We start from the raw sequence: 26,901 nt of genomic DNA, 5'->3' as shown, positions 1-26,901 counted from the left end.
AATTACTATTTATTTAATCTATCTAACTAATTGAACCTGTTTCATGCTGAGTTTTGTGATATTTCCACAAGGCGCCTTGTTTTTGCAGTAACTCTTGATAATTCCCTTGTTCTACTATGCGTCCCTTTTCCATGACCACAACTTTATCGGCTTTAGCAATAGTCGAAAGTCGATGTGCGATTGTAATTACAGTTCGACCAATCGAAATTTTTTCCAAAGATTGTTGAATTAAACGCTCTGAAACAGTATCTAAAGCTGCTGTCGCTTCATCCAATATCAGAATCTCTGGGTCGCGTAGTAAAGCGCGCGCGATTGCAATACGTTGTCGCTGTCCACCCGATAAATTTACACCACGGTCTCCTAACTGTGTCTCTAATCCTTGAGGCATTCTCTCACTTTCAATAAATTCAAGTGCATTTGCTAATTGAGCAGCTTCTCGAATTTCTGTTTCTGTTGCTTCTGGTTTTCCATAAGCAATATTCTCGCGAACAGTCGCATTAAAAATAAAAGTATCTTGACTAACCACAGCAATTTTACTGCGTAGCGATTGAATTTCTAACAACCGTGAATCAATACCGTCAATAAAAATTTGACCTTCTGTTGGGTCATAGAAGCGAGGAACTAAATCAGCTAGGGTCGTTTTACCTGCACCCGAACCTCCAACTAACGCAGTTGTTTTTCCTCGCTCGATTGATAATTTAATATTTTGTAAGATTTTGTTTGTGCTGTCGTAGCTAAAATCTACTGATATAAAATCTATAGAATGTTTTAGCCCTTTAAACGGAATACTACCGTTTTGAAAGTAAGTTTTATCTTCAGTTCTAAGCAAGTTTTTTATTGATTCTACAGTTCCGTGTAAAGTGCTTAAAAATGCTAACACTCCATTTATGTCTTGGATATTTGGAACAAGACGAGCCAATATAAACAGGAATGTTAATAAAGAAGATACCTGGATAATTCCCGGTACCACAAATTGACTATATCCAAGCACAATTAAGGAAACTAGTACAGTTGTAGCAACTCCATCAGCCAGTGGCTTTACAAGAGCATAAGTTTTAATAATTTTTTGATTCGTATGAACTACATTATCGCTGGCTTGATAGTAACGCTTTCGCTCGAAGTCTTGGGTTGCAAATGCATGAATTGTACGAATACCATTAATAAATTCTATTGCTATTGAAGTAAATTTAGCGCTCGCTGCTGTAGTATCGAAGCTTAATTCTCTTACACGTCGGTTCATTGTTGTTAAGCCAATACCAATCAAACCGAACAGCAAAATTGAAATAACGGTCATTTGCCAAGATATCCATACTACGCACATGGCATATACAGATACCGTCAAACCTCTTGTAATCACAAAGGCAACAGCATTAAAACCTGTTTTAATTTTTTCAATTTCTGCTGTGATTACGTTAATTAGTTCACCAGAGCGAGTTTGGCTAAAATAACCGAGAGGAAAAGCTTGTAATTGGTCAAAAATACGTTTACGTAAACAGTCACTAAGTAAAAACTGTGCTGATTCTGAATATACGGTTGTTAAATAGTTACATCCTCCACGCATCCAAGCACTTAATGAAATTAGTATACATATTCTGATTAATCGACTAGTTGCTGAACCATTTATATCTAAAACTAGCTCATCAAACCATCCCCATCCCATTTTAAATGGTTCAGAACCAGGTAATAATGTTTGTAAAAAAGACATAAGCAACCCAATGCCTAAGCCTTCCATTAATGCCGCTAAACAAGAAAAAACTATTGAAAAAATAGCTACTTTACGAAAATTTTTAAACTCGCGTAAGATCAGATAGTTTTCTTGCCAAAACTTACTAGCTTTAAACCAAATTTTAAATTTACTGCGTTTTGAAGTTTTTTTATTCATAGATTTTCAGAGTAGTTTCGCAATCCCGATATGCCACTTCTATTTAGATGTAAATATTTTGACGAGTAAATATAAGATGAAATTAATCGGCAAGGTACTTCTAAGTAGCCAATCATACTAAGTACCTTGTCTGATTTACAGCGTTTGGCTATCTAAATGCAGTAATTTTGATTCTGAGGCGCCTTGCCACAAACCTAAAATTCCTGGAGTTTTGTGGAGTTCTTTTAGCTTTTCGGAATTAAATTTGACGGCATCTTCCAACTTAACACTCCGGCGCCCAAACAAACTCATTTCACCACGCAACACGTTTAATAACTGCGGTGCGTTATCCAAACCATACTTACGCATCCAGTAGCCAATTACATTTTCGTTATTCTCAGTTGTGCTAAACTTAATAACTTGAAATAATTTGCCTCGCTTCCCAACATGCCACTCGCGGGAAAATAAGAGACTGGGTGAATGAATACACGTTAATAAAGTTAACCATAATGCAACTGGACTAAATACCGCTAAAATTACGAAAGCGATAATTGAGTTGAGCATAACTTGAAGCCATGCAAAAGCGTGTTGTTTTGATACTTCAAGTGACGGAATAGTTAAGTATATAGATTTGCCTACAGCACTCGTTGCATCAGCCCAGAATTTTACCTTTGAAAAACCCAGTTCTGGGTCTATCAATACTAAATTTATAGGGGAGTGTTTAAGGCACTCAACTAAAGATTCTTTGTTATCTGTTGCTGGCAAGTAAGGCTGTTTTTGCTGTCCAACAGGTCTAACTAGTAACTTACCACGGCGCCAAGTAAGTGTGCAGTAAGGTGAGTTCTTCTGTTGCTCAAGACTAGGTTCGGTGAGACTATTTTCTAAATTCCGAATAGTAGATATTGTCATAACGATTTTTTTTAATCGTGGTAGGTTGTTGTGATAAGGCAAGTGGTGCCAACGAGACGCCAGTTGCATAAGAGTGCAAACTGAGAAACTACCAAAAACCACAGGTGCTAAAGTGAGAGATGATTAAAACAACCTCTTAGAACCACATTATTAAAGCATTTTATAAATAGGTATATATCGAATAAGTATGTATAAAATGCGAATACAAAAATTTCAGATAATTACAGTCAGTCCGCTCTTCTTTTTTCTTGAGTAGATTTAATCTCTAGCATATAATAATCCGTAAAGATAACTAGATCACAATTCAATTCTTCATTTATTCTTTAAATATATAGCAGCTTTTCGCCTTATTTATTAAGCTATGATGAACTGAATTTTAGCTTCATCATATTTTTTTAAGTAATTATATTATTCTAGCACAGCAAAATAATATTAACATTCAAATGTTAGTTGCCTATATAGCAATTTAAGCAGGTATTTACAATGCTATATTAAATATGTCTCTGGTTATTTTTTAATATTTAGAAACTGGGTTTATTTTTTTATAAAATAAGAAAGACTGTACATGTACAGTCTTTACATTTATACAAAATATTTTGTTTGCTTTTGTTTAATTGTCTTCGCCCGGTTTTAAAGCTAAACGTTGCTGTTGTTGAGTGGCATATGGAATGTATGTAGCTGCGGTACTCGATACGCCATTTGCGACAACCCCAATCAAGTTCAATCTGTTCAACATTCCTGTTGCTTGGGTAAGTTGAGTACGAGTGACTCGACCGATACTTGCTACCATAACGGTGCTGCGACAGGCTGAACCAGCTAGTAAAGCATCGACTAACCCCAATACTGGTGGTGCGTCAACAAGTACTAAGTCGTAGTTTGCCTCAAATGCTGCCATTAATTGTTTCATTCGAGGTGAACTTAAAAGGTGAGCTGGGTCTGCTGGAAGAGGGCCTGCGGTTAAAATATCAATGTACGATGAACCTGATGTTTGGATGCTGATTTGCGATGGTAAGTCTACGTCGCTTGCAAGTAAACTTGAAAGTCCTTGCTCGTTGGGTAAATTAAGCTGTTTGTGTAATGTTGGCTCGCGCAAATTCGCATCTATTAATAATACTCGTTTGTGCAAACGCGCGGCGCTCATTGCCAAGCCTAATGACAGTGCTGACTTTCCATCATCGGGTAACGCGGAAGTTACCATCAATGATTTAAGTGCTGCAACAGTGTTCAAAAGTTCGATATTCTTGAATATTAAATCTAACGATTCCCAACGTGGAGGTGATTGTAATACTTGAATTGTCCAAGGTGACAAAACTTCTGGTTTACCAAAAGGTAGTTTAATCACAGATTCTCTGTTCTTGGCTGGTGGAAGCTTGGGTGTTGTACCTAATAAAGGTAATGCAATTTGTTTTTCTAATTCGGCTGTGGTGTGTACCGAATCATCAGAAGCTTCACGAACTGCTGCCGCAATTCCTCCTAAAATTAATCCGACAACTCCACCCAACAATAAATTTTGTTGCATGAACGGACCCATAAAGGCGCCTAGTTGTGGTTTCTCTACTACTTTCCAGTCAAATTGACCTTTATCAAGCTCTTGCCGCACTTGCTGTTCGGCTTTTAATAGTTGGTTGTAACGTTCACGGTTCAGTTGTACCAGAGGTTGCAAACGGTTGTATTCAGCTAAAAGTGCTGGGAACCGCTTTAAATCGTTACGTAATTGCTGCTCTTTTTCACCAAGGCTTTGATAACGCGCTTGTAAACCTAGTATATCCGTTTGAGATTCAACTAATTTAGATGCTAAATTTAGGTCTATTTGACTGTCGTTACCTTGAGAGCGAAGATTTTGTGGGTCAAGGTTAACTGCCGAAGCGTTTCCTCCTAAAGTTGAGCCAACCTCTTGCTGCAAAAGCTGCTGTTGTTGTTGCCTTTGCTCAATTAGTTTTCTAACGTTTGGAGCTTCGTCTGTATATACTAGTCGTTCTTTTGCAAGTGCTAAATCTGTTTTTTGTATTTCGTTTAGCATTGCTTGATAACGAGTAGACTGACTCAACCGTGCAGAAACAAGAGCGTTTTGAGGTGTCCGCTTGAGTTGTTGTTGCAAAGACTCGTAACGCGCAACAGCTTCTTGATACTGCGCGCGAATGTTACGTCCATCTTGTTGAATACTTGTTAGAGATTGTTCTAGAGTTTTGACTTCAGATTCTGGGTCAGTCAAATTTTGAGTTTTGCGGAACCTTAAAAGCCTAGTTTCCGAATCAGCTAGTTCTTTACGGACTTTTTCTAACTGTTCGTTTATTACTTTTAAACCTCTCTTCAAACGGTCTTTTTGCTGCTCTTTATTATAATCAAGATAAACTTTTTGCAGCACTTCTAAAACGCGCTGTGTTTTAATTTTATCTTTATCAGTGTATTCTATCTGAAAAATTTTCGTGGCTTGGTTATCGTCTTTTTCCTTGACTTGAGAAAGTACTAAAGCTTTTCTAATATCACCAATAGTAATACCTGGATATTCACGGTCTAATTCTTTCACAGCTTTTTCAATATGCTCGGAATTTCGCATTAAATTAAGCTGTGTTGCTGTGTCTACCTGAACACTAGGGTCTGTAAATTGGTTTTCTTGTGTTTGTGCGCCACCACCTTGTGGCGTTTTTCCTTGATAGTTTGGTTCGACCAAAAATTGCATCGAACTTTTATAAGTAGGCGATGCGTTTTTGGTGATAAAAGCAGTAATGGCTAGCGATGATAAAAATACCGCTAAAAACCAAGGAAGTCTGCGGATTAAAACCGCCAACAATTGTCCATATCCTGGGTCATTATTGTCAGGAGGTGGTGAATTGAAAATTGGATTAACTGTGGTCTGTATCACGTTTGCTTCCCCTCAGCGAACAAATCAATTAAAATTAGATAATTGATACGAACATGCTTGGTCGATAACTTTTTCGACCTTGCTAAAAAACGCTTGTTCTGAAAAATTAGACACCGCGTGTTCACGGATATCTTCGTAGTCCCAATAGATTTCCCTGGATTCTAAAAGCGCTGTTTGTAAGGACTCTGGCGTTTGCCGTTTAAAGAATACACCTGTTTTTCCTGGTACTTGAGTATCTAATACTCCACCAGCACCAAAAGCAATTACAGGGGTTCCGCTAGCATTCGCTTCGACTGGAACTAATCCATAATCCTCTAATGCTGCAACGATAACCGATTTTGCGTTGGCAAACAACTGAGTGCGTTGTAAATCGGTAACGTGCCCGACAAACTCAATATTTGAGAGCGCTTTCGATTTTAACCTCTCCCGCTCTGGACCGTTGCCTGATATCAATAGGCGCCATCCTAACCAGTTAAAAGCTTCGACTATTATATCAAGGCGTTTGTAGCTAATCATCCTGGCTGAAGCAAGATAGTAATCATCTTTACTATTCGAGAACAGAAACTTGCCTGTGTCGATTGGATAATTGATGACTATTGCTCTTTTTCCGTAGATGCTTTGAATTCGGCGAGCTACTACACTCGAATTAGCTATATAAAGGTCTGGTTCTTGTGCGTATGTCAAGTCAACACGACGCATCATGTCAAAAATTTGTTCGATTATTGGGGCAAAATACCGATAATCGCCATATTCACGTAAATAAGTTTCGGTATCCCACAAAAATCTGGTGACGTTATGGCAAAAGCAAACATGACGCGCTCCTGGTCTTTTACGAACTGCTTTTGCAAAACTTGTACTACTACTGATAATTAAGTCGTATGCTTCTAAATCTAAAGAACGAAATGCTGGGAAATATAAAGGCGCCATAAGTCGAAAGTATTTTGCGGCGCCGGGAATATTTTGTAAAAAAGTCGTGTTAACAACTCTAGAACCCAGATCTATCGTTTGTTCGCGGTCGTATACAGAAGTAAAAATATCGGCTTCTGGATAGCGTTTACACAGTAACTCAAACACACGCTCTGCCCCACCGCACTGGGTTAAGTAGTCATGGACAAGGGCAATTTTCATAATGTTTCCCTGATATTTGTATAATTTGTGCTTTGCTTAATCTCACAAAGTTTGAAATAATATATTTGATACCGCTTTTATACGTTTAATTGATTAATTAAGGTTACTAAAGCATTTTTTGTATACAATATTCAACACTATATTTAGTAAATGCCTTGTAAATATTTTATAAATTTATAACTTATAATTTTACATGTTTTAGTACAAGCATCAACTTTCTTTGTTTCATAAAAGTTTTTAATAAAGATACGGTTATAAGTTTGTGTTGGGTTACGCGAAGCGCATAACCCAACCTACGTTATCCCAAAAGACGTTCAGTAAATAGCGGTTTAATTATCATATGGGTACTTCAAGTATTTGAGGCTGCTCTTTGCAATATTTTTACAGAGATTTCAAACTTGGACTACCAAATGTAAAAATTTGCTATTACTGCATAAAATCAACGCGAATTACATGAGACTACTATCCAACTGCTGCCATTGCTTTCATTGGAGCAAAATATGCATCTTGTTCCGCACGCAGTTTGTCACAAAGTCTACCACTGGGCAATTCCACGTCATCGTAAGTCAATACTTGGTCTTTCGCGATATCACGCTTGAGACGACATCCTTCTGCTAAACCCATTGGTAATAGTTTCTGCTGTTGGGCAATGTCCGAATTTTCGCACTGACCGTATGTCATGTAATAACCGATACCGTCTAGTGTTTCACCAGCTTTCAGGTCAATTTTCGCGGTGGTAACAACATCTACGAGTGGTTTTCCTTGTGGCGCCAATATATAGTCACCGAAAAGAACAACACGCGCAACAGAGAGCGGAACTTCAAAGTGACAAAGGTGATAAGGTGTGTAGAAACTGTAAAGTGGTCCTTCACCCAATTTATAAAGGTTTAAGTAATGTTGCTGTTTTGGGTCATCATGTGAACCAAACACAAATACACCTGGCCCAGGTTTGGCGCCAACAACATAGTCTACGATGCCTCCCAATTCTTTGAGTTGGTCAACATCATACATATTCGTCATTTCATCGACGTGACCAGTGAAGTCATAACCAAACATTCCTCGCTTGGCAACTTTCATTCCTGTGGCATTAGCAACAATAGCTTGCTCGAATGAAATTTTGGTTCCGTCAGCAAAGCTTGTCACCATGCTAGGTTTTTGACCCCAGCGTTTCGCAAATGCTTCTTGAGTGGTTGGGTTACGATATGGGTCTTGTAAACCTTTGATGTTGCCACACAATAAAGGAGTTAAGCCGATACTTTTAACAAAACGGTATAAATTTAGTTGCACTCCCGGTTGATCCCCGTCGCAAGCTGTTAGAATAACGCCAGCTTTATCAGCGTAAACTTTTAAAATGGCGCCAATAGTTCCATCGAGTTCCGCATTCATCATCACCACATGCTTATGATTCGCTATTGCTTCCATAACTATATGGGCACCAAATTCAACGGCGCCAGTTACTTCAATCAGCGCATCAATTCCTTCAGCACGACACAATAGCATCGCGTCTTCGGTAACTGCATATCCACCGCGTGCAATAGTGCCTTCTAATTCTGTTACAGTTGTTACTGTTTGGAAATTTTCAATTCCCGCTTCTAAATACGCGCGCTTGGCTGCATCAAGATTACGGTTTGAAATTGCCACTAATTCCATACCGGGAACTGAGTTAGCAATTTGATTTGCTATTCCTCGTCCCATAAATCCGGCGCCAATCATGGCGACTTTGACCGGATTACCACTTTCTTGACGTGCTTTTAATGCGGTATCAATAATTATCATGTTCAATTACTCCGTTTATTGTGAAATTAATATTGTGTTTATTGCATGAACTCTAGTAATTAACTGTTAAAGGTGGGGCAAGAGAAAGCCCACCAAAAAAATTACTAAACTGTGCCACCTACAACTGTGGCGCGTAAAAGAGGCCAATTCATATCTTTCTCAGAAATTTCAGTGACTTCGAGGGGCCATTGAATATTGAAGAAGGGGTCATTGTAACGTAAACCGCGCTCGTACCCAGGAGTATAAAATTCTCCAACTTGGTAAACAACTTCTGCATCATCAGTAAGTGCTTGATAACCATGAGCAAACATTTCTGGAACATATAATGCACGTCGGTTATCTGCGCTTAGTTCCACGCCAAAATGCTGTAAAAACGTTGGTGACTCTGGACGCATGTCAATAATGACATCGTAGATAGAACCTTTTGTACACCTTATTAACTTGGTTTCTGCTGCTGGCGCGATTTGATAATGCATTCCCCGTAACGTTCCTTTTTTATAGTTGTAGGATAAGTTACACTGAGCAACAACAGGCTTCAAACCATGCTGTTCAAATTCTTTTCCACAGAATGTGCGAGCAAAAAAGCCACGATGGTCGTGCTTTTCTTCTAGGTCAACAACGAAGGCGCCTTGTAGCTCGGTTTCTTTCAAAATCATAAAAAAATATTACCTCAAAGTGATATGTTCTTAAGTACTATTACTTATTTATTAGAAACCAGGTTTCTACGCATTCATTGTCGCAGACAAATCGTCATTTTTATTACAATATATCAACGAAGAAACCTGGTTTCTAGCTTTTTGGGTTTCGCAAAAGTATCGTCCCAATATTGGGTACAATCTTGAGGATTTTTGGGAGAATTGGCAGTATAAACGTAAAAGAGCGCCGAGCGTTCTATGGAGCGTGCCGTACCGTGATGAAGAATTGCTTTTGTATCTGCTAGTAAAACAGTACCTGCTTTACCAGGACAAGATTTCCACGCTGACTTAGGAATAATCGATAAAAGTGTTTTATCATCAATACCCAAGTAGCCTGACCGCCATAGTTGATAATAAATCTTGTAGTAGTCTAAGCTATATAGGCTAGTCAAATTTAAAGGGACATATTCAAATGGCCCATGTTCTGGTTCTACGTCCTGTAAATATACAAAAGCTTTAATAATACGACGGTCTTCAGAGTCTTTATGCCACAACGCGGTTCCAAACTGGTCTTCGTTAGGAAAATCTTTGCGTAAGTGTACACCCTGAAATGCTACTGGTAGACCAATATAGTTTTCTATAATATCAACTAACAGGCGTTCGTTACCCCAACGCGAAAACTCTGGAATATCTGTAACAGTGTAGATTTGTGGTAATTTATGACCCTTGCTAGTTAATTTCGGCTGAGTCATCGTAGCTAAATATTGCTCTGATGCGCGAAGCAAGTCATTGGATGATGCTAGTCCTAATTCAGACAGTGAAGTTAAACATGCTCCTTCAGTTTTTAATGTTTTAACAATACGAGCATATTTTTCTTCTAAAGTAGGTAAATTAGGTGCATGATTTGAGAGGGCAACTCTGTAAGCTAATTCGGATTTTAATTCTGTCAATTTATGTGTAATCGCCTTTAGCATAATATTCCTGTAATTTAAAGAAACCCGGTTTCTATTGGATGTAAAGTTTTATCAACTTGTTTATTAAGCTTGATTAAATATAGTGCTGATACTGCAACTAAACGCCAAAAAGGAATCACTGTCTGAAGCGTGTAGAGAGGCCATCTACGTAAGGCGCCTAATAGTACTTTTAAATTTGCTTCTCTAAAGGAGTGCAAAATCATTCGTCGGCAGAACTGTTTGGAATATCCCGTTTCCTCTAACTTAATAATTACTTCTGGCGTATGCTTGTACTGCATTAATAGAGCTGATTTTGGTTCTTTTTGCCAATAGCTTACACCAACAACGCATTCCATAAAGTTGTCTGTAGTAACGATAATTCTGCCACGTGCAGCACAGTAACCAGCGAAATAAGCTAAAAATATCCAGTTATTTTCTGCTTCTTGCCAATAATCAAGTGCTTCTTTGACAAGCTGCGTTTTATAAATTGTTGCTGTTAGAAAAATTACGGCGCCGATGCTTTTCTCGAAACAATGCTCATAAATCGCTTTACTATCACCGTTACCATCGTCTGCTCCCGCATCAAACCAGCGATTTCCAACAATCGTGGGTGGATGAACATCTTCACCAGTAATTTGATTGCGTCCAGAGAAATTTAAGAATATAAGCGAAATATCTTCTTTGTCTTTGATTTTGTTCAAAACGTAGCTAACAGCACGAGTTTGAATTGGGTCATCATCACCAATCGCCCAAACATACTTAGTCGTAGCAGTTTTTAAGCAATAGTTAATGTTTTTTATTACTCCTAAATTCTCTGTATTCCTATTATATAGAAAGGTGGTATTACTAACTTGACTTTGCCATTTCTTTACAATTTCCGGAGTATTATCTGTAGAGCAGTTATCAGAAACTAAAATTTCGCAATCTGTTTCAAATCCTTTAATAGCTTCAATAAGCCAAGCAATTTGTCTATCTAGCAATTGTGCGCGGTTGTAAGTGGGAATAGCGATAGTCAGTAATTTTTGATTCATAAGGTTTAGATTATATATATATATAGTAAGTAGGGCATAGCCCCACCTACGAACTTATTAGCTGTTTTTAGCCCAGAAAAAGTCTTGGTCAATTTGAGCAGTCCGAATTAGATACTCTAGCTGTTTTAATCTAGTAAAACCTCTCGAAGTAAAGGTTTCTTCGGTCATGTCAATACGTTGAAATAAATCGTATAATTGTTCGGCGCCGCGTTGAGCATTCCAATCGCATTTAAAACCAGGTAAAACAGTATTAATTTTCTCAAACGACACACGGTAGCTACGATTATCGGCGCCATTATCACCAAAGCTCAATTTACAACCTTTAAATACATCAGCGATGATTTCAGCAATTTCTTTAACGCGGTAATTGTTAGAGGTATCACCAACATTAAATATTTGGTTGTGAACAATATCGCGAGGTGCTTCTAACGCGCAAACAATCGCTTTACAAATATCAAGAGCATGAACAAGTGGGCGCCAAGGAGTGCCATCACTGGTCATTTTAATTTCTTTAGTTGTCCATGCCAGTCCTGACAAGTTATTCAATACAATATCAAACCGCATCCGAGGTGAGGCGCCGAAAGCTGTTGCATTTCTCATGAATGTTGGCGAAAAGTCATCTGATGCCATAGGCGCCAAATCACGCTCAACTAAAGTTTTGCACTCAGCATAAGCAGTTTGAGGATTAACTGGAGACTCTTCGGTTACATCTCCTGCTGTCGCTACTCCGTAAACACTACATGAAGACATGTAAACAAAACGGCGAATACCAGCATCTTTTGCCAAATTGGCGAGACGTACCGAGCCTTTATGGTTAATATCGTAAGTGATGTTAGGCGCAAGTTGACCTGCTGGGTCATTCGATAGTTCCGCCATGTGAACGATTGCTTCAACCCCTCCTAAATCTTCGGCGGTAATATGGCGAATATCTTTGTTAAGAGTTTTAGCGGTAATTTCTGTACCATTATATAACCAGCCAACTTTGTAGTAGCCAGTATCTACTCCGAGAACTTCGTGTCCACGTTCATGAAGCAAAGCAGGAAGTAAAGACCCTAAATAACCTTCGGTGCCTGTGACAAGTACTTTCATGTTTGGTTGATTCCTTATTAGTAGTAAAAGTAATAAATGTTTATGCTGTGACAGAACAAGTTAAATGAGACTGTTCGGGAATTTGAGCAACAATTGCTTTTCCAATTTCGAGTGAAGATGTAGCAGCAGGTGAAGGAGCGTTACATACATTAATGCTGTTTTGACCATGAATAATCAAAAAGTCATCGACCAGTTTGCCGTCATCCATTAATGCTTGTGCGCGTACACCTGCATGAGTTGGAATTACGTCAGCAGCCTGAATTTCTGGGATAAGTTGCTGTAAGCTTTTTACAAACGCTGCTTTGCTAAAAGAACGAATGATTTCTTTAATACCCTCATCGGCATGTTTTGCTGCAAGTTTCCAGAAACCTGGATAAGTCATAACCTCAGCAAAATCTCTTAAATCAAAGTCAGTTTTGGTGTAGCCTTCGCGCTTGAGACTGAGAACTGCGTTCGGTCCTGCGTGAACACTGTTGTCAATCATACGTGTAAAGTGTACACCCAAAAACGGAAAATCGGGATTTGGAACGGGATAAATTAAAGTCTTGACTAAATACCGCTTTTCTGGGACAAGTTCATAGTATTCACCACGGAAAGGTACTATTTTTGCTTTCGGGTCAACATTGTTGAGTTTGGCAATACGGTCACTATGTAATCCCGCACAGTTAATTACAAACTTTGTTTCAAAGTTTCCGTTGTTAGTTTCAAGTACCATTATTTGACCACTGGGTACAATCCGTAACACCTTAGTATTAAGTCGCAAATCTCCACCTTGCTTTTGGATGATTTCTGCGTACTTTAAACAAACTTGTTTGTAGTTTACTATACCAGTAGAGTAAACACGAATTCCGCCGACACTCTTAACATGAGGCTCAACTTCTTTAACTTCTTCTGGGGTAATTCGCTTTACCTTAATACCATTTTCTAAACCACGGTTGTAGAGGTTTTCGAGACGAGGTAGTTCTTGTTCATTCGTAGCAACTATGACTTTACCACAAACCTCGTGGTCGATATTATGTTCTTGGCAGAATTGCACCATTGAAGTGGCGCCATCGCGACAAAACTTAGCTTTGAAACTTCCTGGTTTGTAGTAGACACCAGAGTGAATAACACCGCTATTGTTTCCTGTTTGGTGGAATGCCCAGGTGCCTTCTTTCTCAAGAATCAAAATTTGAGCATCGGGATAGCGCTTTCCTAAAGTCATTGCGGTAGAAAGACCGACAATGCCCCCACCGATAATGGCAAAATCGTACATTGATATAATAACCCCTTAACTCAATAATCTTGTAAGTAAGGGCGGGTTTACGAGATATTAAACACAGTTTTAGGATATCTGTTAACCCGCCCTACAGTATCTACGATATCTATTACCAGGCTTTCCAAGGCGCCTTATTTTTATTCCATAAATCTTCAAGGTAGTTGCGGTCGCGTAAAGTATCCATAGGTTGCCAGAAACCATTATGCTTGAAAGCAGAAAGTTGCTCTTTCTCGGCTAACTTTTCTAAAGGTTCTTGCTCCCAAACTGTTGTGTCGTCTGCAATTAAGTCAATAACCTCTGGTTCTAATACAAAATATCCACCATTAATCCAAGCTCCATCACCTTCTGGTTTCTCACGGAAGCTCGAAATTTTTGTTTGTTCTTGTCCAAGTACAATTGCACCAAAACGTCCTGGTGGTTGAACCGCAGTTAGTGTCCCTAAAGTTTTTTGCTCTTTATGGAATTTAACCAATTCTGTAATATTTACATCGCTAACACCGTCACCGTAGGTAAAACAAAAAGTTTCGTTACCAACATGTTCCTTGACTCGTTTTAATCTTCCACCTGTCATAGTATTGTCGCCAGTATTAACCAAGGTGACACGCCAAGGTTCTGCATTCCCCGCATGTACATTCATTTGGTTAAAACGCATATCAAATGTTACATCTGACATGTGCAAGAAATAATTAGCAAAATACTCTTTGATAACATACCCTTTATAACCACAGCAAATTATAAAATCATTAATGCCGTGGGCAGAATAGATTTTCATAATGTGCCATAAAACTGGTTTGCCCCCAATTTCTACCATTGGCTTCGGTTTTATACTTGTTTCTTCACTTAAACGTGTCCCAAGTCCCCCCGCCAAAATCACTGCTTTCATGAAATACCTCTAAAATTTCAGGTAAATTGATAGATACTGTAATATTGATTGCACTTTTATGAAGCGCTTACCACATCGATAACGGGCAATTTTTTTCAATTTCTAAGTATATAATCTAACCGTATTTCTACCCTTGCATGTAAAGCCAAGATAAATTAACCAGTTTTATCTATGAAAAAATGGAAAAGTTTTTTGTGCCAAAATATTTATGGCTATTACTTCATCGTTAATAAACAATTTATCTAAACTATATGAATCTTTGTTCATACTGGCACCACTAATAATCTTAGATAAATACGATTATTTTATTACTAATATATTCAGTATTTATCTGGTGATAATATGATAAAACTCTATGCTTGTAAATAATATTTGTTTGTTACTCTATATTGTAAGGTAACATAAATTACTTACAACTCAAAAGTGTACCTTGACGTAGTTAGTTAGTTTATAAAGATATTATTAAGACTTGAACGATATATTGGAAATATATAAAATAAATGTAAAGACGTGAAATAGAGACGTAAAAAGAGACGTGATTTATCACGTCTCTACGTCTAATGTTGTAAAAATGTAAATAGATTTACTAATTTGTTTTGTCTATGATGTTTGAGTGTTGGAAGAAGGCATCGCATTTATTTTCGATGACTACACAAATACTGCTCAAAGCTTGTTGATAGTTATCCATGTCTTCTTGCTTTAGAGAGATTTTGGCAGCACGTTGTAAATCTTCTACTGCCTGTATTCGGTATCGACTAGATTCTTTACCTCCGTATTGCGAAAGTTCGTACCGTACAATTCCACGCTTGAGGTAAACTTTCGCCATTTGCGGATCGAGACTTAGAGCTTGATTAAAATCTAAAATGGCGCCTCGATATTCTTTCTCGAAATCGCTACTGTACTGTGCTATTTGATACTTAACTAAGCCACGCTGGTAGTAAGCTTCTGCTCGCGATGGGTTAAGATTGAGCGCTTGGTTGAAGTCTTGGATTGCTTTTCGGTAGTCGTCTTGCGATTCACCGCTGTACTTAGCGACTTGTGCGCGGACAATGCCACGTCGAATCAAAGCTTCAATTTCACTCGGATTCAGGCGAATGGCATTGTTAAAGTCAGAAATGGCGCCTTTATAATCTTTATCAGGGTCGCTGCTGTATTCAGCAAGAATTAAACGAGTGTTACCGCGACTTACATAAGCTTTGGTTTCTGAAGGATTAATTTTAATGGCTTGATTATAGTCAGACAAAGCTGCTTCGTACTGTTTCAGGTTGAAGTGAGCATTGCCTCGGTTGACGTAAGCTTTCGCGTGGGAAGGTAATTTCTGAATAGCTTTGGTAAATTTCCGAATCGCTTCCTCGTAGTTTTTGATCGTGTAAGAGGCATGACCTTGTTTATAGTAATCATCAAAACTGAGGTTATCTCTAGCTACTTGCTGTTGAGTAACAAGTGTTTGGGTGTAAGAGTTTTCGGCATCAAAAGGACGACTTGTAAATTTTATCATCACATCTAGATAGCCTAGCAAGCCAAACGCTAGCAAACAAAACACTACTGGATAATACCTTTGTTTTTTTGAAGACTTATAATAAGGATAATTATAAGCAGTATTTGGTTGGCGATAGTTAAGAGAGTTAAGGGGAAGAGGCGTTTTTGGGACACGAGGTACGGCAGTCGGACGAGGTTTCTTACGAGGAATATGAGCAGCTAAATGTTCTTTCGCTGCTATTGCTCGCTGCGATGGAAATGGGTCTCGACCTCCCAGACGTAAAGTGCGCTGGCACCAAGGGCAACTATGTAGGTGACTGCTATAGCGGTGCTGAGGATTAACGGTACAGGTAATTAAAGATTCTTCTACTTCGGTAAGAGTTAAAAGCCAAGTTGCAGCGCTTGGACGCATTAAAGGATTGTGATGTCCTTCCTCAAAGCAGCGACGGAATAATTCTTGTAATGCTGGATGTAACATCTCCCACGCTGGAGCAATGGGAGTAGGGATGTATGGGACGCGAGTTCTTTGACTATAGGTAAAATGCCCACTTGCAATTCGTGATTCATACGTTGGTGGTTCGCCAATACCTTGAAAGATACCTGAAAATGGGTGTGTACCTTCCATTAGCAGTTGGAAAATCAAAACTCCTAACCCGAATAAGTCATGAGCAACGATACGGTCGCATTCGGCAAATGTTTTATTTTGTAACTCTGGGGGAGTAAATTCTGGTTTACCAACAGGGCAGCGATAGACAGTCTTACTGTCTGGGTCACGAACTTGGAACGAGTCAGTGTCAACGAGTGTTACCAGTGCTGTATCGCTAACCAAAATATTTGATTCATTAACATCTCCAACACAATAACCCCGTGTATGGAGTGCTGCGAAAGCTGCTGCTAAATTGCGTGCAGTTCGGATTAAATATTGATAGCTAAATAAGGGGCAATGCTGACGACGGGTTCTAGGATTATAAAAATCTATAATGGGTCGCATTCCTCGAATGCGCGGCATTAAAAACCCAGTGATGCGCTTACTACCGTCTGTTGAGTGTAGTAGTTCAGTTGGCCAAGCGATAGATATATGACCTAAACAAGCTGTGGGGTTTTCTGGAGGATGAGCAAGCATTACAGATAGCTTGTTATCCTGAGCGTCTTTAGGCTTGTGATAAATCTTAGCCACTAAATTCGCATCGGTTGGTACCGTGTAGATACATGCTTCACCGCCACGCCCCAAACTTACGGTGAGGTTAATAGTAAGATTTTGTTGGTTGGGAAGACAACGTATTACCTGCATTTCGAGGATTACAATAGGGGAATAATTTTAATATGGTGCTGTGACGTGTTACTTAGAGTAGTATTACTCATGCAACGCCGCTAAAACCAGCGTCAAATCGTCGTCAGTACGTTGCGTAATTCGCTCCGAACGCAAAAACTTAACTAACTGTTCTTTCGCGACTGATTTGTCGTCGATATTCGCGACAAATTCAAATAGCGGAAAAAAGAATGGTTTATGCGGGGCGCCTACTGCCATGTTAATAGCTAACATTTGTAGTCCATCAGTTAGTACACCAACATTCACAATTGGCTGGCGCCATAAACGAAGTTGTGCGTTATCGATAGAATCAAACGACGTTAAAAAAGTGGTTTCATTAATATATTCACCACTATCGGGCATGGTAAGTGCGAGTAAGTTTCCCTGGTAATCACGAGCTACGGCAACACCATCACCTATTTGAGCTACAGCCACTCCTTCGGGTGTTGCGACCATTACTATCAAAGTTGTCGCTAGGTCATCATATGATGATGAGGTTGCTTCTGCTTCTTCCTCGACTGCTTTTTTAGCTGCCACCATCGCATTCGTTAGAAGCGAACGAACAAAATCATCACTACTAAGGGCACGTCGGCTAATTTCATGCTTTTGAACACTCTCTACCGCAGCGGTAGTAGCGATCATCGATCCAACTTTACCTAATTTGGCAGAGCCGGCGCCATCTGCAACAGCGGCTACTAAAATATTATCAGGTAAAACTTGCCAATTATGTGCATCTTGACACAGCTGCTCATTCTTTACATGACTCGTGCCACATACAGAAGCGGCAACAACCCGCCAGTGAACCATTTGCTTTAAAGTAGTACTCATATTATTATTCACGTGCGCTAACAGCTGTGTAAGTTTAGCTAATTAATACAACTAAACAGTACCCCAGCCAATGGGCGGTAATGCAACCTGATCATCCACTTTCGACTGTGATACCGCTGACATACTCGCCGACAGCCACACAAACATCTCTACAAAATTCAAGCCTTGGAGTTTTAAAGGACTCCTGACCCCAATTTGACCCAACCGCATCATATTAGCATTTTCCACGCCTACGGTAAAAAAAGCAACACGCTTTGAGGCTTCATCTGCTTGTAAACGTAACGATGCTTGTTCTACAACGTCTTCAAATTCTCCTTGTGGTTCGCCATCGGTAATCATGAATATCCAAGGGCGGTAGTATGCTACCCCATTAGTTCGGTATAAATTTTTACGCTCTGTTATCAAGTCTAAGGCTTTGTGAATTCCGGCGCCCATAGTTGTAAGACCCTGTGCAGACAGCGTTGGTGGACTGAATAAATCAGCCGTCACAAAATCTTGTACAATATTTACGCTGCTATCAAATGTTACTATTGCAACTTCAACTCTTCGGGCAGCAAGGCTATTCTTTACTAACTCTTCTTTAAAAGTTTGTAATCCTTCGTTGAGAGCATTAATCGCTGTACCTTGCATAGAGCCAGAAGTATCGAGTAACAGTACACACGGACACCTTGGTTCTGGGTTCTCAGCGAATTCCACAACTTCATCAAGCCTTAATGTATCAGACATAACTTTTCGTGTTATAATAGAGTCCAAAATTGTGTTCTAGCAAGTGTAATAGTCAGATTTAAGCAAGTTTTCCTAAACTGCGAATTTACCGTTTTGTTATGGTTTGTCCGGGATGCTTTATACTAAACAACTAGCCAAACGCATCTTGCCAATACTAATGTACCAAGTAAATTCGGAATTAGCATAAATAGTTTGAGTAAAAAGAATTTAACTCTTGTCAAGGTTGTCTGTTGTAACCTATTTGGCAATTAGACCAGATAAACATCTACAATACAGTAATTTTATAGTTTCTCGCTTTGGACTTTTTAAATTTTTCATATAGAAGGTTTGTGTGTTTGGTGAAATCACAAATGTAGGCTGGCAAGATACCATTATTATATCGGGCGTTGCAGTAGGTAAAATTGCAATTTAACAAACTGCTAAAAAAAAGGTAGTTATGTAAAATGTAACAAAACAATAGTCACGATAATTTTTGTCGCTTGTAACATATATGCATATCAACCTCTGATATTTCATTCTAGGAAGATATAAAAATTACAAGAACTGTATCGAGCAACATATCAATATTGCTGTTATAGTGGCTAATCTACTGGAAAAACTCCAAGCAGATGAACATTTTAGGCACATTCACCAGATTACGTTCCCTTAGTCTATTACGTCACTTATCGAACTGTCATGACACTACTTGCTTACATGTATTAAGTAATTCAGTTACCTGGCTAATATACTTAGAACAGGGAAAAATTATTTATGCGACCCACTCAGTCGAACCTTTTGACCGTCTAGAAAGGCATTTACGCCGTTTAGACCATCAATTGAGTGCTTTAAGCACAGAAATTCGTGTTCAAGTGCGTTTGATGTTTGAAGCTGACTCACCAAACCTAAGTGGGGACTCTAATTCAGACAAATTACCCGAACAACCACCCGAATACCAAGCTATTTGCTGGTTGGTTAGCCAACGTCACATCAATCCAACTCAAGCTGCTATTTTGATTCAGGAAATGGTCAAAGAAGTTCTTGAATCTTTTTCACTAATTAATACAGGAAATTACAAATTAATAAGTATTGTAAATCAATTACCAGTTATTTGCAGAATTGATACAGAAAAAATACTTGAAATGTGTGAGCAACAATTACGCGGTTGGCAGACGCTAACTCCTCACATTTCATCACCATATCAACGTCCTTACCTACGAGTCCCAACAGAGGTACTCAAACATCAGCTCTCAGCCATACATCAAAATTTGGCAACTTGGATGAAGGGTTTCAGCCTACGGCATTTAGCTGTAATTGTCAACCAAGACGAAGTAGAAATGGCGCGGCAACTGTATCAATATATAAGTAGTGGAGAAATTGTTCTTCATGAACCAGACCCACCATTCGATAAATTACCCCTAATTACTCCGGACGAAAATCATACTGTAAATTATGTTACTGAGGTAGTTAATAATCAGTTAGGAAGTTCGGCGCCTTCTTTAAATAGGACTAGCAACGGGACAGTTACACAAAGACTAGCTGGAAGTAGCAACGTCATAATTCCAAATACAAGACAGTTATATCAAGACCAGCAAACAGTTAGCCAACCCGTTTCTAAAGAAAGCACTATCGCCAAACCGCCTAGCAATACATTTGCACCGGCGACTAATCGTAAAGTCTATAAAATAGTTTCAGTTGATGACAGTCCAACAGTTCTGAGAGAGATTAGCCGTTTTCTAGAACATGAGAACTTCTCAGTCGTGACAATTAACGACCCAGTGAAGGCAGTAATGTCGATAATTCGTAACAAGCCAGACTTGATTTTACTCGACTTAAACATGGATGGTATAGACGGGTACGAGCTGTGCAAGATTATTCGCAATAACTCGATGTTTAAGAAAACGCCAATTGTTATGGTGACAGGTAACAAAGGACTGGTAGATAAAGTCAAAGCGCGGTTAGTTGGTGCATCAGGGTATTTGACAAAACCATTTACTCAAGCTGATTTACTCAAAATGGTATTCATGCACTTGACTTGATTTATAATTTGATTCCCAGCCTGTCGTCTTCAATATTGTAAAATCAAAGGAATAAGTAAATATGACAACACTTCTAGTTGTTGACGATACGCCTTCTCAGCTAGAGTTAATCAACTGTTATTTAGAAGACGGTGGTTACAACGTTATTAAAGCTTACGATGCCAAAGAAGGTTTTAAGAAAGCTTTAAACGACTTACCTGATATCGTAATTACCGATATTGTTATGCCTGGAATGAGTGGTTTTGAGTTATGTCGCCTTCTGAAGCGAAACACAGCTACTCAAAACATTAGAATTATCATTTGTAGCTCCAAAAACGGTGATATCGATAAAATTTGGGGTATGCGTCAAGGCGCCGATTTTTACTTAACAAAACCTTTTGGTAAGCAAGAATTATTACGTGCAATTCAATCTTTAATTTAATAAAAACCGGGTTTCTACGCATTCATTGTCGCAGACAAATCGTTATTCTTATTGCACGATTTCAATGAAGAAACCCGGTTTTTTAATATAATTAATCTAAGTAATCAGATGTAATACCTTGATCCTTAATTTGACTTGCTCCTACCGGACGTTCGCCATCTATATTCAAAGAACCTGCCAATTCTAAATTGCTTGGGTCAACAGGGCGCCGACCATCTATATCTATTGTTTCATCATATACGAGATTACTAGAAACAATTGGACGCTCACCATCTACATCAAAAGTATCTAGTACTTCAGAATTGTTCGAGGTAATTGGACGCTCACCATCTACATCAAAAGTATCTAGTACCTCGAAAGAACTTGGGTCAACAGGGCGCCGACCATCTATATCTATAGTATGATTGTATTCTAAATCACTATCAGCAGTTTTTTTACTTTTTTTAGTTTTATTCGCTTTGGTAGTTTTACTATTTTTGGCATTCGATGTTGTAATTGCTGAACGTTCTTCGACGTTAAAAGTACCTACAACCTCAAAAGAACTAGCAGTAACTGGACGCTTACCATCTATATCAAGCGTTTTTGTAATTTCAAGGTCACTCGATTCTACAGGACGTTGATTGTCTATATCAGTAGTTTTTTTATCTTGAGTAGCTAATGATGCTTCATGTTTAACAGTAGGACGCTCTTCAACGTTAAAAGTATCTACAACCTCGAAAGAACTGGCAGCAACGGGACGTTTACCGTCTATATCAAGTGTTTTTGTAATGTCAAGGTCACTCGATTCAACATCAGCAATTTTCTGAATTTCATCTTGCTTCTTTGTAGAGGCAGTTTTAGAAGCTGTATTGCTTCGCTTTGGTCTAGCTTTTGATTCAGCTTTAGGCGCACCACTCTTAGTACTTGCTTTAGTTGTTTTTTTATTGGCCATTTTTATCTCCCTGTAGCTATGAAGGCATTCAGGCGCTGTATTTGATATATATTTAATTTTGTGATAAAGGACACTCAAAGTGAAATACGTCTCGTGTGGTAAATAGGGGTGAAATTTTTGACCTTAACGGGTGGCGCCAAATAATCCTTTTGAAGCGTGCGAAAAATGCAAACATATGAAGCTCGTTCGCCCAATCGTTTTAGAATAGACAGTGCCTTACTATTAAAGCTACCCCAATCGCACAAGCAAAATCAAATGCGTATTTCGTTGAATTGGCTACGGGAACTAGTCGAGATCAAACAAACTCCTGAAGAATTAGCTCAAACCCTCACTATGGCAGGGTTTGAAGTCGAAGATATTGAAGACCGTCGCACGTGGGCATCGGGTGTGGTAGTTGGACGTGTTATAGCACGTGAACAGCACCCTGATGCCGATAGATTAAGCGTTTGCCAAGTTGATATTGGTACGGGTGAAACCTTAAATATTGTTTGCGGCGCCTCAAATGTCCGTGCCGATATACTTGTACCAGTGGCCTCCGTTGGTACGTTTCTGCCAAATATAAATTTAAAAATAAAGCCTGCAAAGTTACGGGGAGTGCCTTCTAACGGCATGATTTGTTCATTAAAGGAATTGGGATTACCTACAGATGTAGATGGAATCCACATTTTTCAAAACGAAGATTTGCAGTTAGGCAGCGATGTACGTCCTCTATTGGGACTTGATGATGTCGTGTTAGACGTGACGGCAACAGCTAACCGTGCAGATGCACTTTGTATGGTTGGAATTGCACGCGAAGTTGCTGCCCTTACAAATGCGAAACTATCAATACCCGAACCACCTGAGATAACAGGAAAAGCTGCGCCAGGTTTAAATTTAAAGGTAGAAGAATCTAAGGCTTGTCCTAGTTATATTGGAACGGTAATAGAAAACATTACAATTGCACCGTCACCTGATTGGTTACAGCAAAAGCTCCGCGCGGCAGGTACACGCCCAATTAATAATGTTGTAGATATTACTAACTACGTATTACTAGAATGGGGACAACCGCTACACGCATTTGACCGCGAACGCTTAAAAACAATTGGGGGTAGTGACAATATAACGATTGGAGTTAGATTTGCGAGTGCGGGTGAAACTCTCAAGACTCTCGACGGACAAACCCGCACTCTCAGCACACAAAATTTATTAATTACTGCTGGTGATAAACCTGTTGCCCTTGCTGGTGTAATGGGTGGTGAGGAAAGCGAAGTTTATGAAGGTACGCAAAACCTCGTTTTAGAAGCAGCATTATTCGATAACGTAGCAATTCGTCGGTCTTCGCGAAGTGTGGGTTTAAGAAGCGAAGCGTCATCACGTTATGAACGCGGTATAAATTTTGCAGGTTTAGAAACAGCTACTCGTCGTGCATTGACGATGATTACTGAGCTTGCTGGCGGTACAATTGTTGCTCAAAAAACAGTAGATACTCGCCAAGACCCTTCAACATGGAGTCACACAATTAGTTTACGTTTAGACCGTGTAAATGAGTTACTTGGACCAACACGTGCGGATGACGATGCTGATATGGGTGGCGAACTACAAGCGAGTGATGTAGAAAGAATTTTAACAGCGTTAGGGTGTCAGCTGACTGTTTCAGGAGATAAAACTTGGAATGTTGTTGTTCCCCCATATCGTTACCGCGACTTAGAACGAGAAATCGATTTAATTGAAGAAATTGCTCGCCTTTACGGTTACGATAATTTTTGTGATACTCTGCCAGAAACAGCCGAAGGTGGTTATTTGCCGTTCGAGCAGGAAATGCTACGCAAATTACGTTATGCAATGCGTGGCGCCGGTTTAACCGAGTTAATTCATTATTCGCTCGTCAAACCAGGAGAAGAACGTCAAATAGTAATAAGCAATCCTTTACTTGCTGAGTATTCAGCATTGCGAACCGATTTAATAGGTGGTTTAATTAATGCTTTTCAATTTAACCTCGAACAAGGAAACGGCGCCCTTAATGGGTTTGAAATTGGAGAAATTTTCTGGCAAGAAGAAAACGGGTTGCAAGAAGCCGAAGCAATAGGTGGAATTCTCGGTGGTGATACTAGCGTTGGTAGATGGGCACGTGGAGGTTCTGAGGCGCCGATGACTTGGTACGAAGCCAAAGGAGTACTAGAAAATATCTTCCAACAAATGAGCTTGCACGTCGAATACCAACCAGATAATCGCGACCCTCGCTTGCATCCCGGACGTACAGCTTCACTATGGGTTGGTAGCAATCGACTCGGTACATTCGGCCAACTACATCCTCAATTACGTAGAGAAGAGAACTTACCAGATGCAGTTTACGTATTTCAACTCGATTTAAATGTATTACTAGATGCATTAGATAGTGAAGAAATATTAGTTCCAGGCTTCAAACCATACTCAACCTACCCAGCATCCGACCGTGATATAGCTTTCTTTGCTCCTATTGAACTTACCGTTGCAAAAATAGAACGTGCAATTAGAGCATCAGGTAAAGACTTATTAGAGTCAGTAGAATTATTCGACGAATACCGAGGAGAAAACGTCCCAGCAGGACAACGAAGTTTAGCATTTCGTCTCGTATATCGGTCAAACGAACGGACACTCACCGACAAAGATATCGAACCCGTACACCAAAAAGTTCGTGACACCTTGGTTGAAAAATTTGGCGTTAACTTGAGAAGTTAGGAGTTAGGAGTTAGGAATCATGACTAAATATATCATGTGGGGAAGTTACTGCGAAGACGTTTTAGAAAAACGGGCGCCACATCGTCAAGCACATCTTGATGGACTAGCACAACAAAAAGAATCGGGTGTACTAATTACAATTGGGCCTACAAAAGATGTCACAAAAGTTTTTGGTATTTACGAAGCTGAAAGCGAAGACATCGTGCGTCAATTAGTCGAAAATGACCCATACTGGAAAAATGGCATTTGGACTGAGTACACAATTAAAGAGTGGATTCAAGCTTTTTAATGGCGGTTATAGAAACCGGGTTTCTTTTAAACAGAAACCCGGTTTCTTTATTTCTCAGTAAAAGTATACGTATCAGTTTCACAGAGATTAACTTTGTAACCGAACAAAAGGCTAAACTGGCAATGGCGCCTAAGTTACTTGATTATGGGATGACAATTGAAGATGTTGCAGAAATTACTGAGGCGCGAGATTAAGCTAGTTCGTCAAATTGCTAATCAAAAGAAATAATTGTGAATACTACATTTTGTAAGGTATGCATTTTTATTCTTATTATGGAACGGGCAGGGATACCCATTCCACAAGACTATATATTCCAGAAGGCATAATATATTTACTTTAAGTCTCTAACCAGGAGTAGTTGTTAGAAATTTCGAGTTGGTCAGGTGCCCTTGAGACACATAACTTAACCCTGTGCTACTAAAATAAAGTGAGCGGTAGCTGCCGATACAACTTAACATTGTTTTAAGACTGCTATTTTTTGGTTAGGTCATGGGTTATTACATCGCTCCGAAATTTCTAGATAAACTTGCTGTACACATTACTAAAAATTTCTTAAATCTACCTGCTGTGCGCGTTCCGTTGATTTTGGGTATTCACGGACGTAAGGGTGAAGGAAAATCGTTCCAATGCGAATTAGTTTTTGAGAGAATGGGTATTGAATTCACCCTGATATCTGGGGGTGAGTTAGAAAGTCCTGATGCTGGCGACCCTGCACGCTTGATTCGGTTACGCTATCGAGAAACTGCTGAGTTAACTAAAGTACGCGGTAAGATGTGCGTACTAATGATTAATGATTTGGATGCAGGCGCCGGACGTTTTGATGAAGGAACACAGTATACGGTTAATACGCAGTTGGTCAACGCGACATTAATGAATATTGCGGATAATCCAACAGATGTACAACTTCCGGGTAGTTACGACTCAACGCCATTACCTAGAATACCAATTATTGTTACGGGTAATGATTTCTCTACACTGTATGCGCCTTTAGTACGCGATGGACGCATGGAGAAGTTCTATTGGGAACCTGACCGTGATGACAAAGTTGGTATTGTCGGTGGAATTTATGAATCTGATGGATTATCGCGTCGTGAAATTGAACAGTTTGTTGATACCTTTATTAATCAGTCTATTGACTTTTTCAGCGCGTTGCGTTCTCGCATTTACGACGAACAAATCCGGCACTTTATTCATGAAATTGGTATAGAGAAGGTATCGCAGCGGGTAGTTAACAGTGTTGAAGGTCCGCCACAATTTAGAAAACCCAACTTTAAATTACCGTACCTGATTGAAATGGGTAATTTGATGGTAGGAGAACAACAGCGCGTACAAAATTCTAAATTAGTAGAAGAATATAATCGTGGATTGTTTTCGCGTAAAGCTGTATCTAGGGTAGAAGCATTACCAGCGCCAATTTACAGTAATGATGTGGGTGTTACAGAAGTTGTAACAACAACATTTAACACACCAACTGTAGCACCAGATAGGTCGGCGCCTATTATGGCACCAGTTGTAGCTGGTGTTGGAATGCTAGCTAATTCGGCGCCGAGTTTGCCATCTGGCACACCATACAGACAACCTGCTGCAACGCCTCTTGGCACACCATATAAACAACATGTTGTAGAGGTAGTTGAGGAACAAACTCATCACGCCCCGATTATGGCGCCAGTTGTAGCTGGTGTTGGAATGCTAGCTAATTCGGCGCCTAAACTACCATCTGGCACACCATTTAAGGCGCCTGCTGCAACACCATTGGGCACACCATACAAACAACATGTTGTAGAGGTAGTTGAGGAACAAACTCATCACGCCCCGATTAT

Annotated in this window: 20 protein-coding genes and 1 pseudogene; 6 read left to right on the top strand and 15 right to left on the bottom strand. The window is 39.4% G+C overall.

Features of this window, described 5'->3' with window-relative positions; translation table 11 throughout:
* Positions 1-22: 22 nt before the first annotated feature.
* The 14 genes from hepA to DSM106972_RS10935 all read right to left on the bottom strand — a co-directional run bounded on the left by hepA (position 23) and on the right by DSM106972_RS10935 (position 18,728).
* Positions 23-1,882 carry a heterocyst formation ABC transporter subunit HepA gene (gene hepA, locus DSM106972_RS11000; protein ID WP_127080726.1) on the bottom strand — a complete coding sequence of 620 codons (1,860 nt, stop codon included), beginning with the start codon at positions 1,880-1,882 and terminating at the stop codon, positions 23-25.
* A 135-nt stretch (positions 1,883-2,017) separates the two neighbouring features.
* Positions 2,018-2,770, bottom strand: a complete 753-nt coding sequence (gene hepC / locus DSM106972_RS10995) for a heterocyst development glycosyltransferase HepC (RefSeq protein ID WP_127080725.1) — start codon at positions 2,768-2,770, stop codon at positions 2,018-2,020.
* Between the two features lie 610 nt (positions 2,771-3,380).
* Positions 3,381-5,633, bottom strand: coding sequence for a GumC family protein (locus tag DSM106972_RS10990; protein ID WP_127080724.1), 2,253 nt, complete (start codon positions 5,631-5,633; stop codon positions 3,381-3,383).
* A 24-nt stretch (positions 5,634-5,657) separates the two neighbouring features.
* The gene (locus DSM106972_RS10985; RefSeq protein WP_127080723.1) at positions 5,658-6,761 is read right to left on the bottom strand and encodes a glycosyltransferase; all 1,104 of its coding nucleotides are present in this window, start codon (positions 6,759-6,761) and stop codon (positions 5,658-5,660) included.
* A gap of 462 nt (positions 6,762-7,223) precedes the next feature.
* Positions 7,224-8,537 carry an NAD(P)H-dependent oxidoreductase gene (locus tag DSM106972_RS10980; protein ID WP_127080722.1) on the bottom strand — a complete coding sequence of 438 codons (1,314 nt, stop codon included), beginning with the start codon at positions 8,535-8,537 and terminating at the stop codon, positions 7,224-7,226.
* A 104-nt stretch (positions 8,538-8,641) separates the two neighbouring features.
* Entirely contained in the window at positions 8,642-9,193 is a 552-nt protein-coding gene (gene rfbC, locus DSM106972_RS10975) for a dTDP-4-dehydrorhamnose 3,5-epimerase (RefSeq protein WP_127080721.1), read from the bottom strand.
* A 113-nt stretch (positions 9,194-9,306) separates the two neighbouring features.
* Complete coding sequence (locus tag DSM106972_RS10970) at positions 9,307-10,146, bottom strand: phytanoyl-CoA dioxygenase family protein (RefSeq protein ID WP_127080720.1); 840 nt, start codon at positions 10,144-10,146, stop codon at positions 9,307-9,309.
* A 14-nt stretch (positions 10,147-10,160) separates the two neighbouring features.
* Entirely contained in the window at positions 10,161-11,156 is a 996-nt protein-coding gene (locus tag DSM106972_RS10965; protein ID WP_127080719.1) for a glycosyltransferase family 2 protein, read from the bottom strand.
* A 57-nt stretch (positions 11,157-11,213) separates the two neighbouring features.
* Positions 11,214-12,245, bottom strand: coding sequence for an NAD-dependent epimerase/dehydratase family protein (locus DSM106972_RS10960; protein ID WP_127080718.1), 1,032 nt, complete (start codon positions 12,243-12,245; stop codon positions 11,214-11,216).
* 40 nt (positions 12,246-12,285) lie between these two features.
* The gene (lhgD, locus tag DSM106972_RS10955) at positions 12,286-13,500 is read right to left on the bottom strand and encodes an L-2-hydroxyglutarate dehydrogenase (protein WP_127080717.1); all 1,215 of its coding nucleotides are present in this window, start codon (positions 13,498-13,500) and stop codon (positions 12,286-12,288) included.
* Between the two features lie 112 nt (positions 13,501-13,612).
* Positions 13,613-14,386 (bottom strand): glucose-1-phosphate cytidylyltransferase, encoded by a 774-nt coding sequence (gene rfbF, locus DSM106972_RS10950; RefSeq protein ID WP_127080716.1) that lies wholly within the window; start codon positions 14,384-14,386, stop codon positions 13,613-13,615.
* A 586-nt stretch (positions 14,387-14,972) separates the two neighbouring features.
* The gene (locus DSM106972_RS10945) at positions 14,973-17,156 is read right to left on the bottom strand and encodes a tetratricopeptide repeat protein (protein WP_127080715.1); all 2,184 of its coding nucleotides are present in this window, start codon (positions 17,154-17,156) and stop codon (positions 14,973-14,975) included.
* Positions 17,157-17,219: 63 nt separating this feature from the next.
* On the bottom strand, positions 17,220-18,002 hold the full coding sequence (locus tag DSM106972_RS10940) for a PP2C family serine/threonine-protein phosphatase (protein ID WP_127080714.1): 783 nt from the start codon (positions 18,000-18,002) through the stop codon (positions 17,220-17,222).
* 51 nt (positions 18,003-18,053) lie between these two features.
* Positions 18,054-18,728 carry a vWA domain-containing protein gene (locus tag DSM106972_RS10935; RefSeq protein WP_019495324.1) on the bottom strand — a complete coding sequence of 225 codons (675 nt, stop codon included), beginning with the start codon at positions 18,726-18,728 and terminating at the stop codon, positions 18,054-18,056.
* 608 nt (positions 18,729-19,336) lie between these two features.
* Between DSM106972_RS10935 and DSM106972_RS10930 the strand changes: the two genes are divergently transcribed.
* Together DSM106972_RS10930 and DSM106972_RS10925 are read left to right on the top strand one after the other, a co-directional pair.
* Positions 19,337-20,743, top strand: a complete 1,407-nt coding sequence (locus DSM106972_RS10930; RefSeq protein ID WP_127080713.1) for a response regulator — start codon at positions 19,337-19,339, stop codon at positions 20,741-20,743.
* Between the two features lie 61 nt (positions 20,744-20,804).
* Positions 20,805-21,164, top strand: coding sequence for a response regulator transcription factor (locus DSM106972_RS10925; protein WP_127080712.1), 360 nt, complete (start codon positions 20,805-20,807; stop codon positions 21,162-21,164).
* Between the two features lie 91 nt (positions 21,165-21,255).
* Here the strand turns inward: DSM106972_RS10925 and DSM106972_RS52515 are convergent, their stop codons facing one another.
* Positions 21,256-22,095 (bottom strand): hypothetical protein, encoded by an 840-nt coding sequence (locus DSM106972_RS52515; RefSeq protein ID WP_201800705.1) that lies wholly within the window; start codon positions 22,093-22,095, stop codon positions 21,256-21,258.
* 255 nt (positions 22,096-22,350) lie between these two features.
* On the opposite strand from DSM106972_RS52515, the gene pheT reads away from it, so the two are divergent.
* From pheT to DSM106972_RS55760, 4 genes and pseudogenes are all read left to right on the top strand, one after another.
* Positions 22,351-24,792 (top strand): phenylalanine--tRNA ligase subunit beta, encoded by a 2,442-nt coding sequence (gene pheT, locus DSM106972_RS10915; RefSeq protein WP_127080823.1) that lies wholly within the window; start codon positions 22,351-22,353, stop codon positions 24,790-24,792.
* 19 nt (positions 24,793-24,811) lie between these two features.
* Complete coding sequence (locus DSM106972_RS10910; protein WP_019495329.1) at positions 24,812-25,081, top strand: YciI family protein; 270 nt, start codon at positions 24,812-24,814, stop codon at positions 25,079-25,081.
* A complete protein-coding gene (locus DSM106972_RS10905; protein ID WP_127080711.1) occupies positions 25,081-25,275 on the top strand; it encodes a hypothetical protein in 195 nt (64 codons plus the stop codon). Before DSM106972_RS10910 ends, DSM106972_RS10905 begins: the two co-directional genes overlap by 1 nt.
* A 295-nt stretch (positions 25,276-25,570) precedes the next feature.
* Positions 25,571-26,488, top strand: a pseudogene (locus tag DSM106972_RS55760) (AAA family ATPase); the annotation flags it as partial.
* Positions 26,489-26,901: the final 413 nt, after the last annotated feature.

Origin of the sequence: Dulcicalothrix desertica PCC 7102, assembly GCF_003991905.1 — a bacterium.
Classification (GTDB): Bacteria; Cyanobacteriota; Cyanobacteriia; order Cyanobacteriales; family Nostocaceae; genus Dulcicalothrix; species Dulcicalothrix desertica.
Note: the sequence above shows the minus strand (reverse complement) of the source record. Positions and strands in the feature narration are given on the sequence as shown.

Excerpts from the sequence above, each read along its gene's own strand:
- DSM106972_RS10970 (WP_127080720.1), bottom strand. The coding sequence starts at position 10,146 with ATGCTAAAGGCGATTACACATAAATTGACAGAATTAAAATCCGAATTA.
- DSM106972_RS52515 (WP_201800705.1), bottom strand. The coding sequence starts at position 22,095 with ATGGCCAATAAAAAAACAACTAAAGCAAGTACTAAGAGTGGTGCGCCT.
- DSM106972_RS10980 (WP_127080722.1), bottom strand. The coding sequence starts at position 8,537 with ATGATAATTATTGATACCGCATTAAAAGCACGTCAAGAAAGTGGTAAT.
- rfbC (WP_127080721.1), bottom strand. The coding sequence starts at position 9,193 with ATGATTTTGAAAGAAACCGAGCTACAAGGCGCCTTCGTTGTTGACCTA.
- DSM106972_RS10905 (WP_127080711.1), top strand. The coding sequence starts at position 25,081 with ATGGCGGTTATAGAAACCGGGTTTCTTTTAAACAGAAACCCGGTTTCT.
- DSM106972_RS10960 (WP_127080718.1), bottom strand. The coding sequence starts at position 12,245 with ATGAAAGTACTTGTCACAGGCACCGAAGGTTATTTAGGGTCTTTACTT.
- DSM106972_RS10910 (WP_019495329.1), top strand. The coding sequence starts at position 24,812 with ATGACTAAATATATCATGTGGGGAAGTTACTGCGAAGACGTTTTAGAA.
- DSM106972_RS10985 (WP_127080723.1), bottom strand. The coding sequence starts at position 6,761 with ATGAAAATTGCCCTTGTCCATGACTACTTAACCCAGTGCGGTGGGGCA.
- DSM106972_RS10945 (WP_127080715.1), bottom strand. The coding sequence starts at position 17,156 with ATGCAGGTAATACGTTGTCTTCCCAACCAACAAAATCTTACTATTAAC.
- DSM106972_RS10930 (WP_127080713.1), top strand. The coding sequence starts at position 19,337 with ATGAACATTTTAGGCACATTCACCAGATTACGTTCCCTTAGTCTATTA.
- pheT (WP_127080823.1), top strand. The coding sequence starts at position 22,351 with ATGCGTATTTCGTTGAATTGGCTACGGGAACTAGTCGAGATCAAACAA.
- hepA (WP_127080726.1), bottom strand. The coding sequence starts at position 1,882 with ATGAATAAAAAAACTTCAAAACGCAGTAAATTTAAAATTTGGTTTAAA.
- DSM106972_RS10940 (WP_127080714.1), bottom strand. The coding sequence starts at position 18,002 with ATGAGTACTACTTTAAAGCAAATGGTTCACTGGCGGGTTGTTGCCGCT.
- hepC (WP_127080725.1), bottom strand. The coding sequence starts at position 2,770 with ATGACAATATCTACTATTCGGAATTTAGAAAATAGTCTCACCGAACCT.
- lhgD (WP_127080717.1), bottom strand. The coding sequence starts at position 13,500 with ATGTACGATTTTGCCATTATCGGTGGGGGCATTGTCGGTCTTTCTACC.
- DSM106972_RS10925 (WP_127080712.1), top strand. The coding sequence starts at position 20,805 with ATGACAACACTTCTAGTTGTTGACGATACGCCTTCTCAGCTAGAGTTA.
- DSM106972_RS10965 (WP_127080719.1), bottom strand. The coding sequence starts at position 11,156 with ATGAATCAAAAATTACTGACTATCGCTATTCCCACTTACAACCGCGCA.
- DSM106972_RS10935 (WP_019495324.1), bottom strand. The coding sequence starts at position 18,728 with ATGTCTGATACATTAAGGCTTGATGAAGTTGTGGAATTCGCTGAGAAC.
- rfbF (WP_127080716.1), bottom strand. The coding sequence starts at position 14,386 with ATGAAAGCAGTGATTTTGGCGGGGGGACTTGGGACACGTTTAAGTGAA.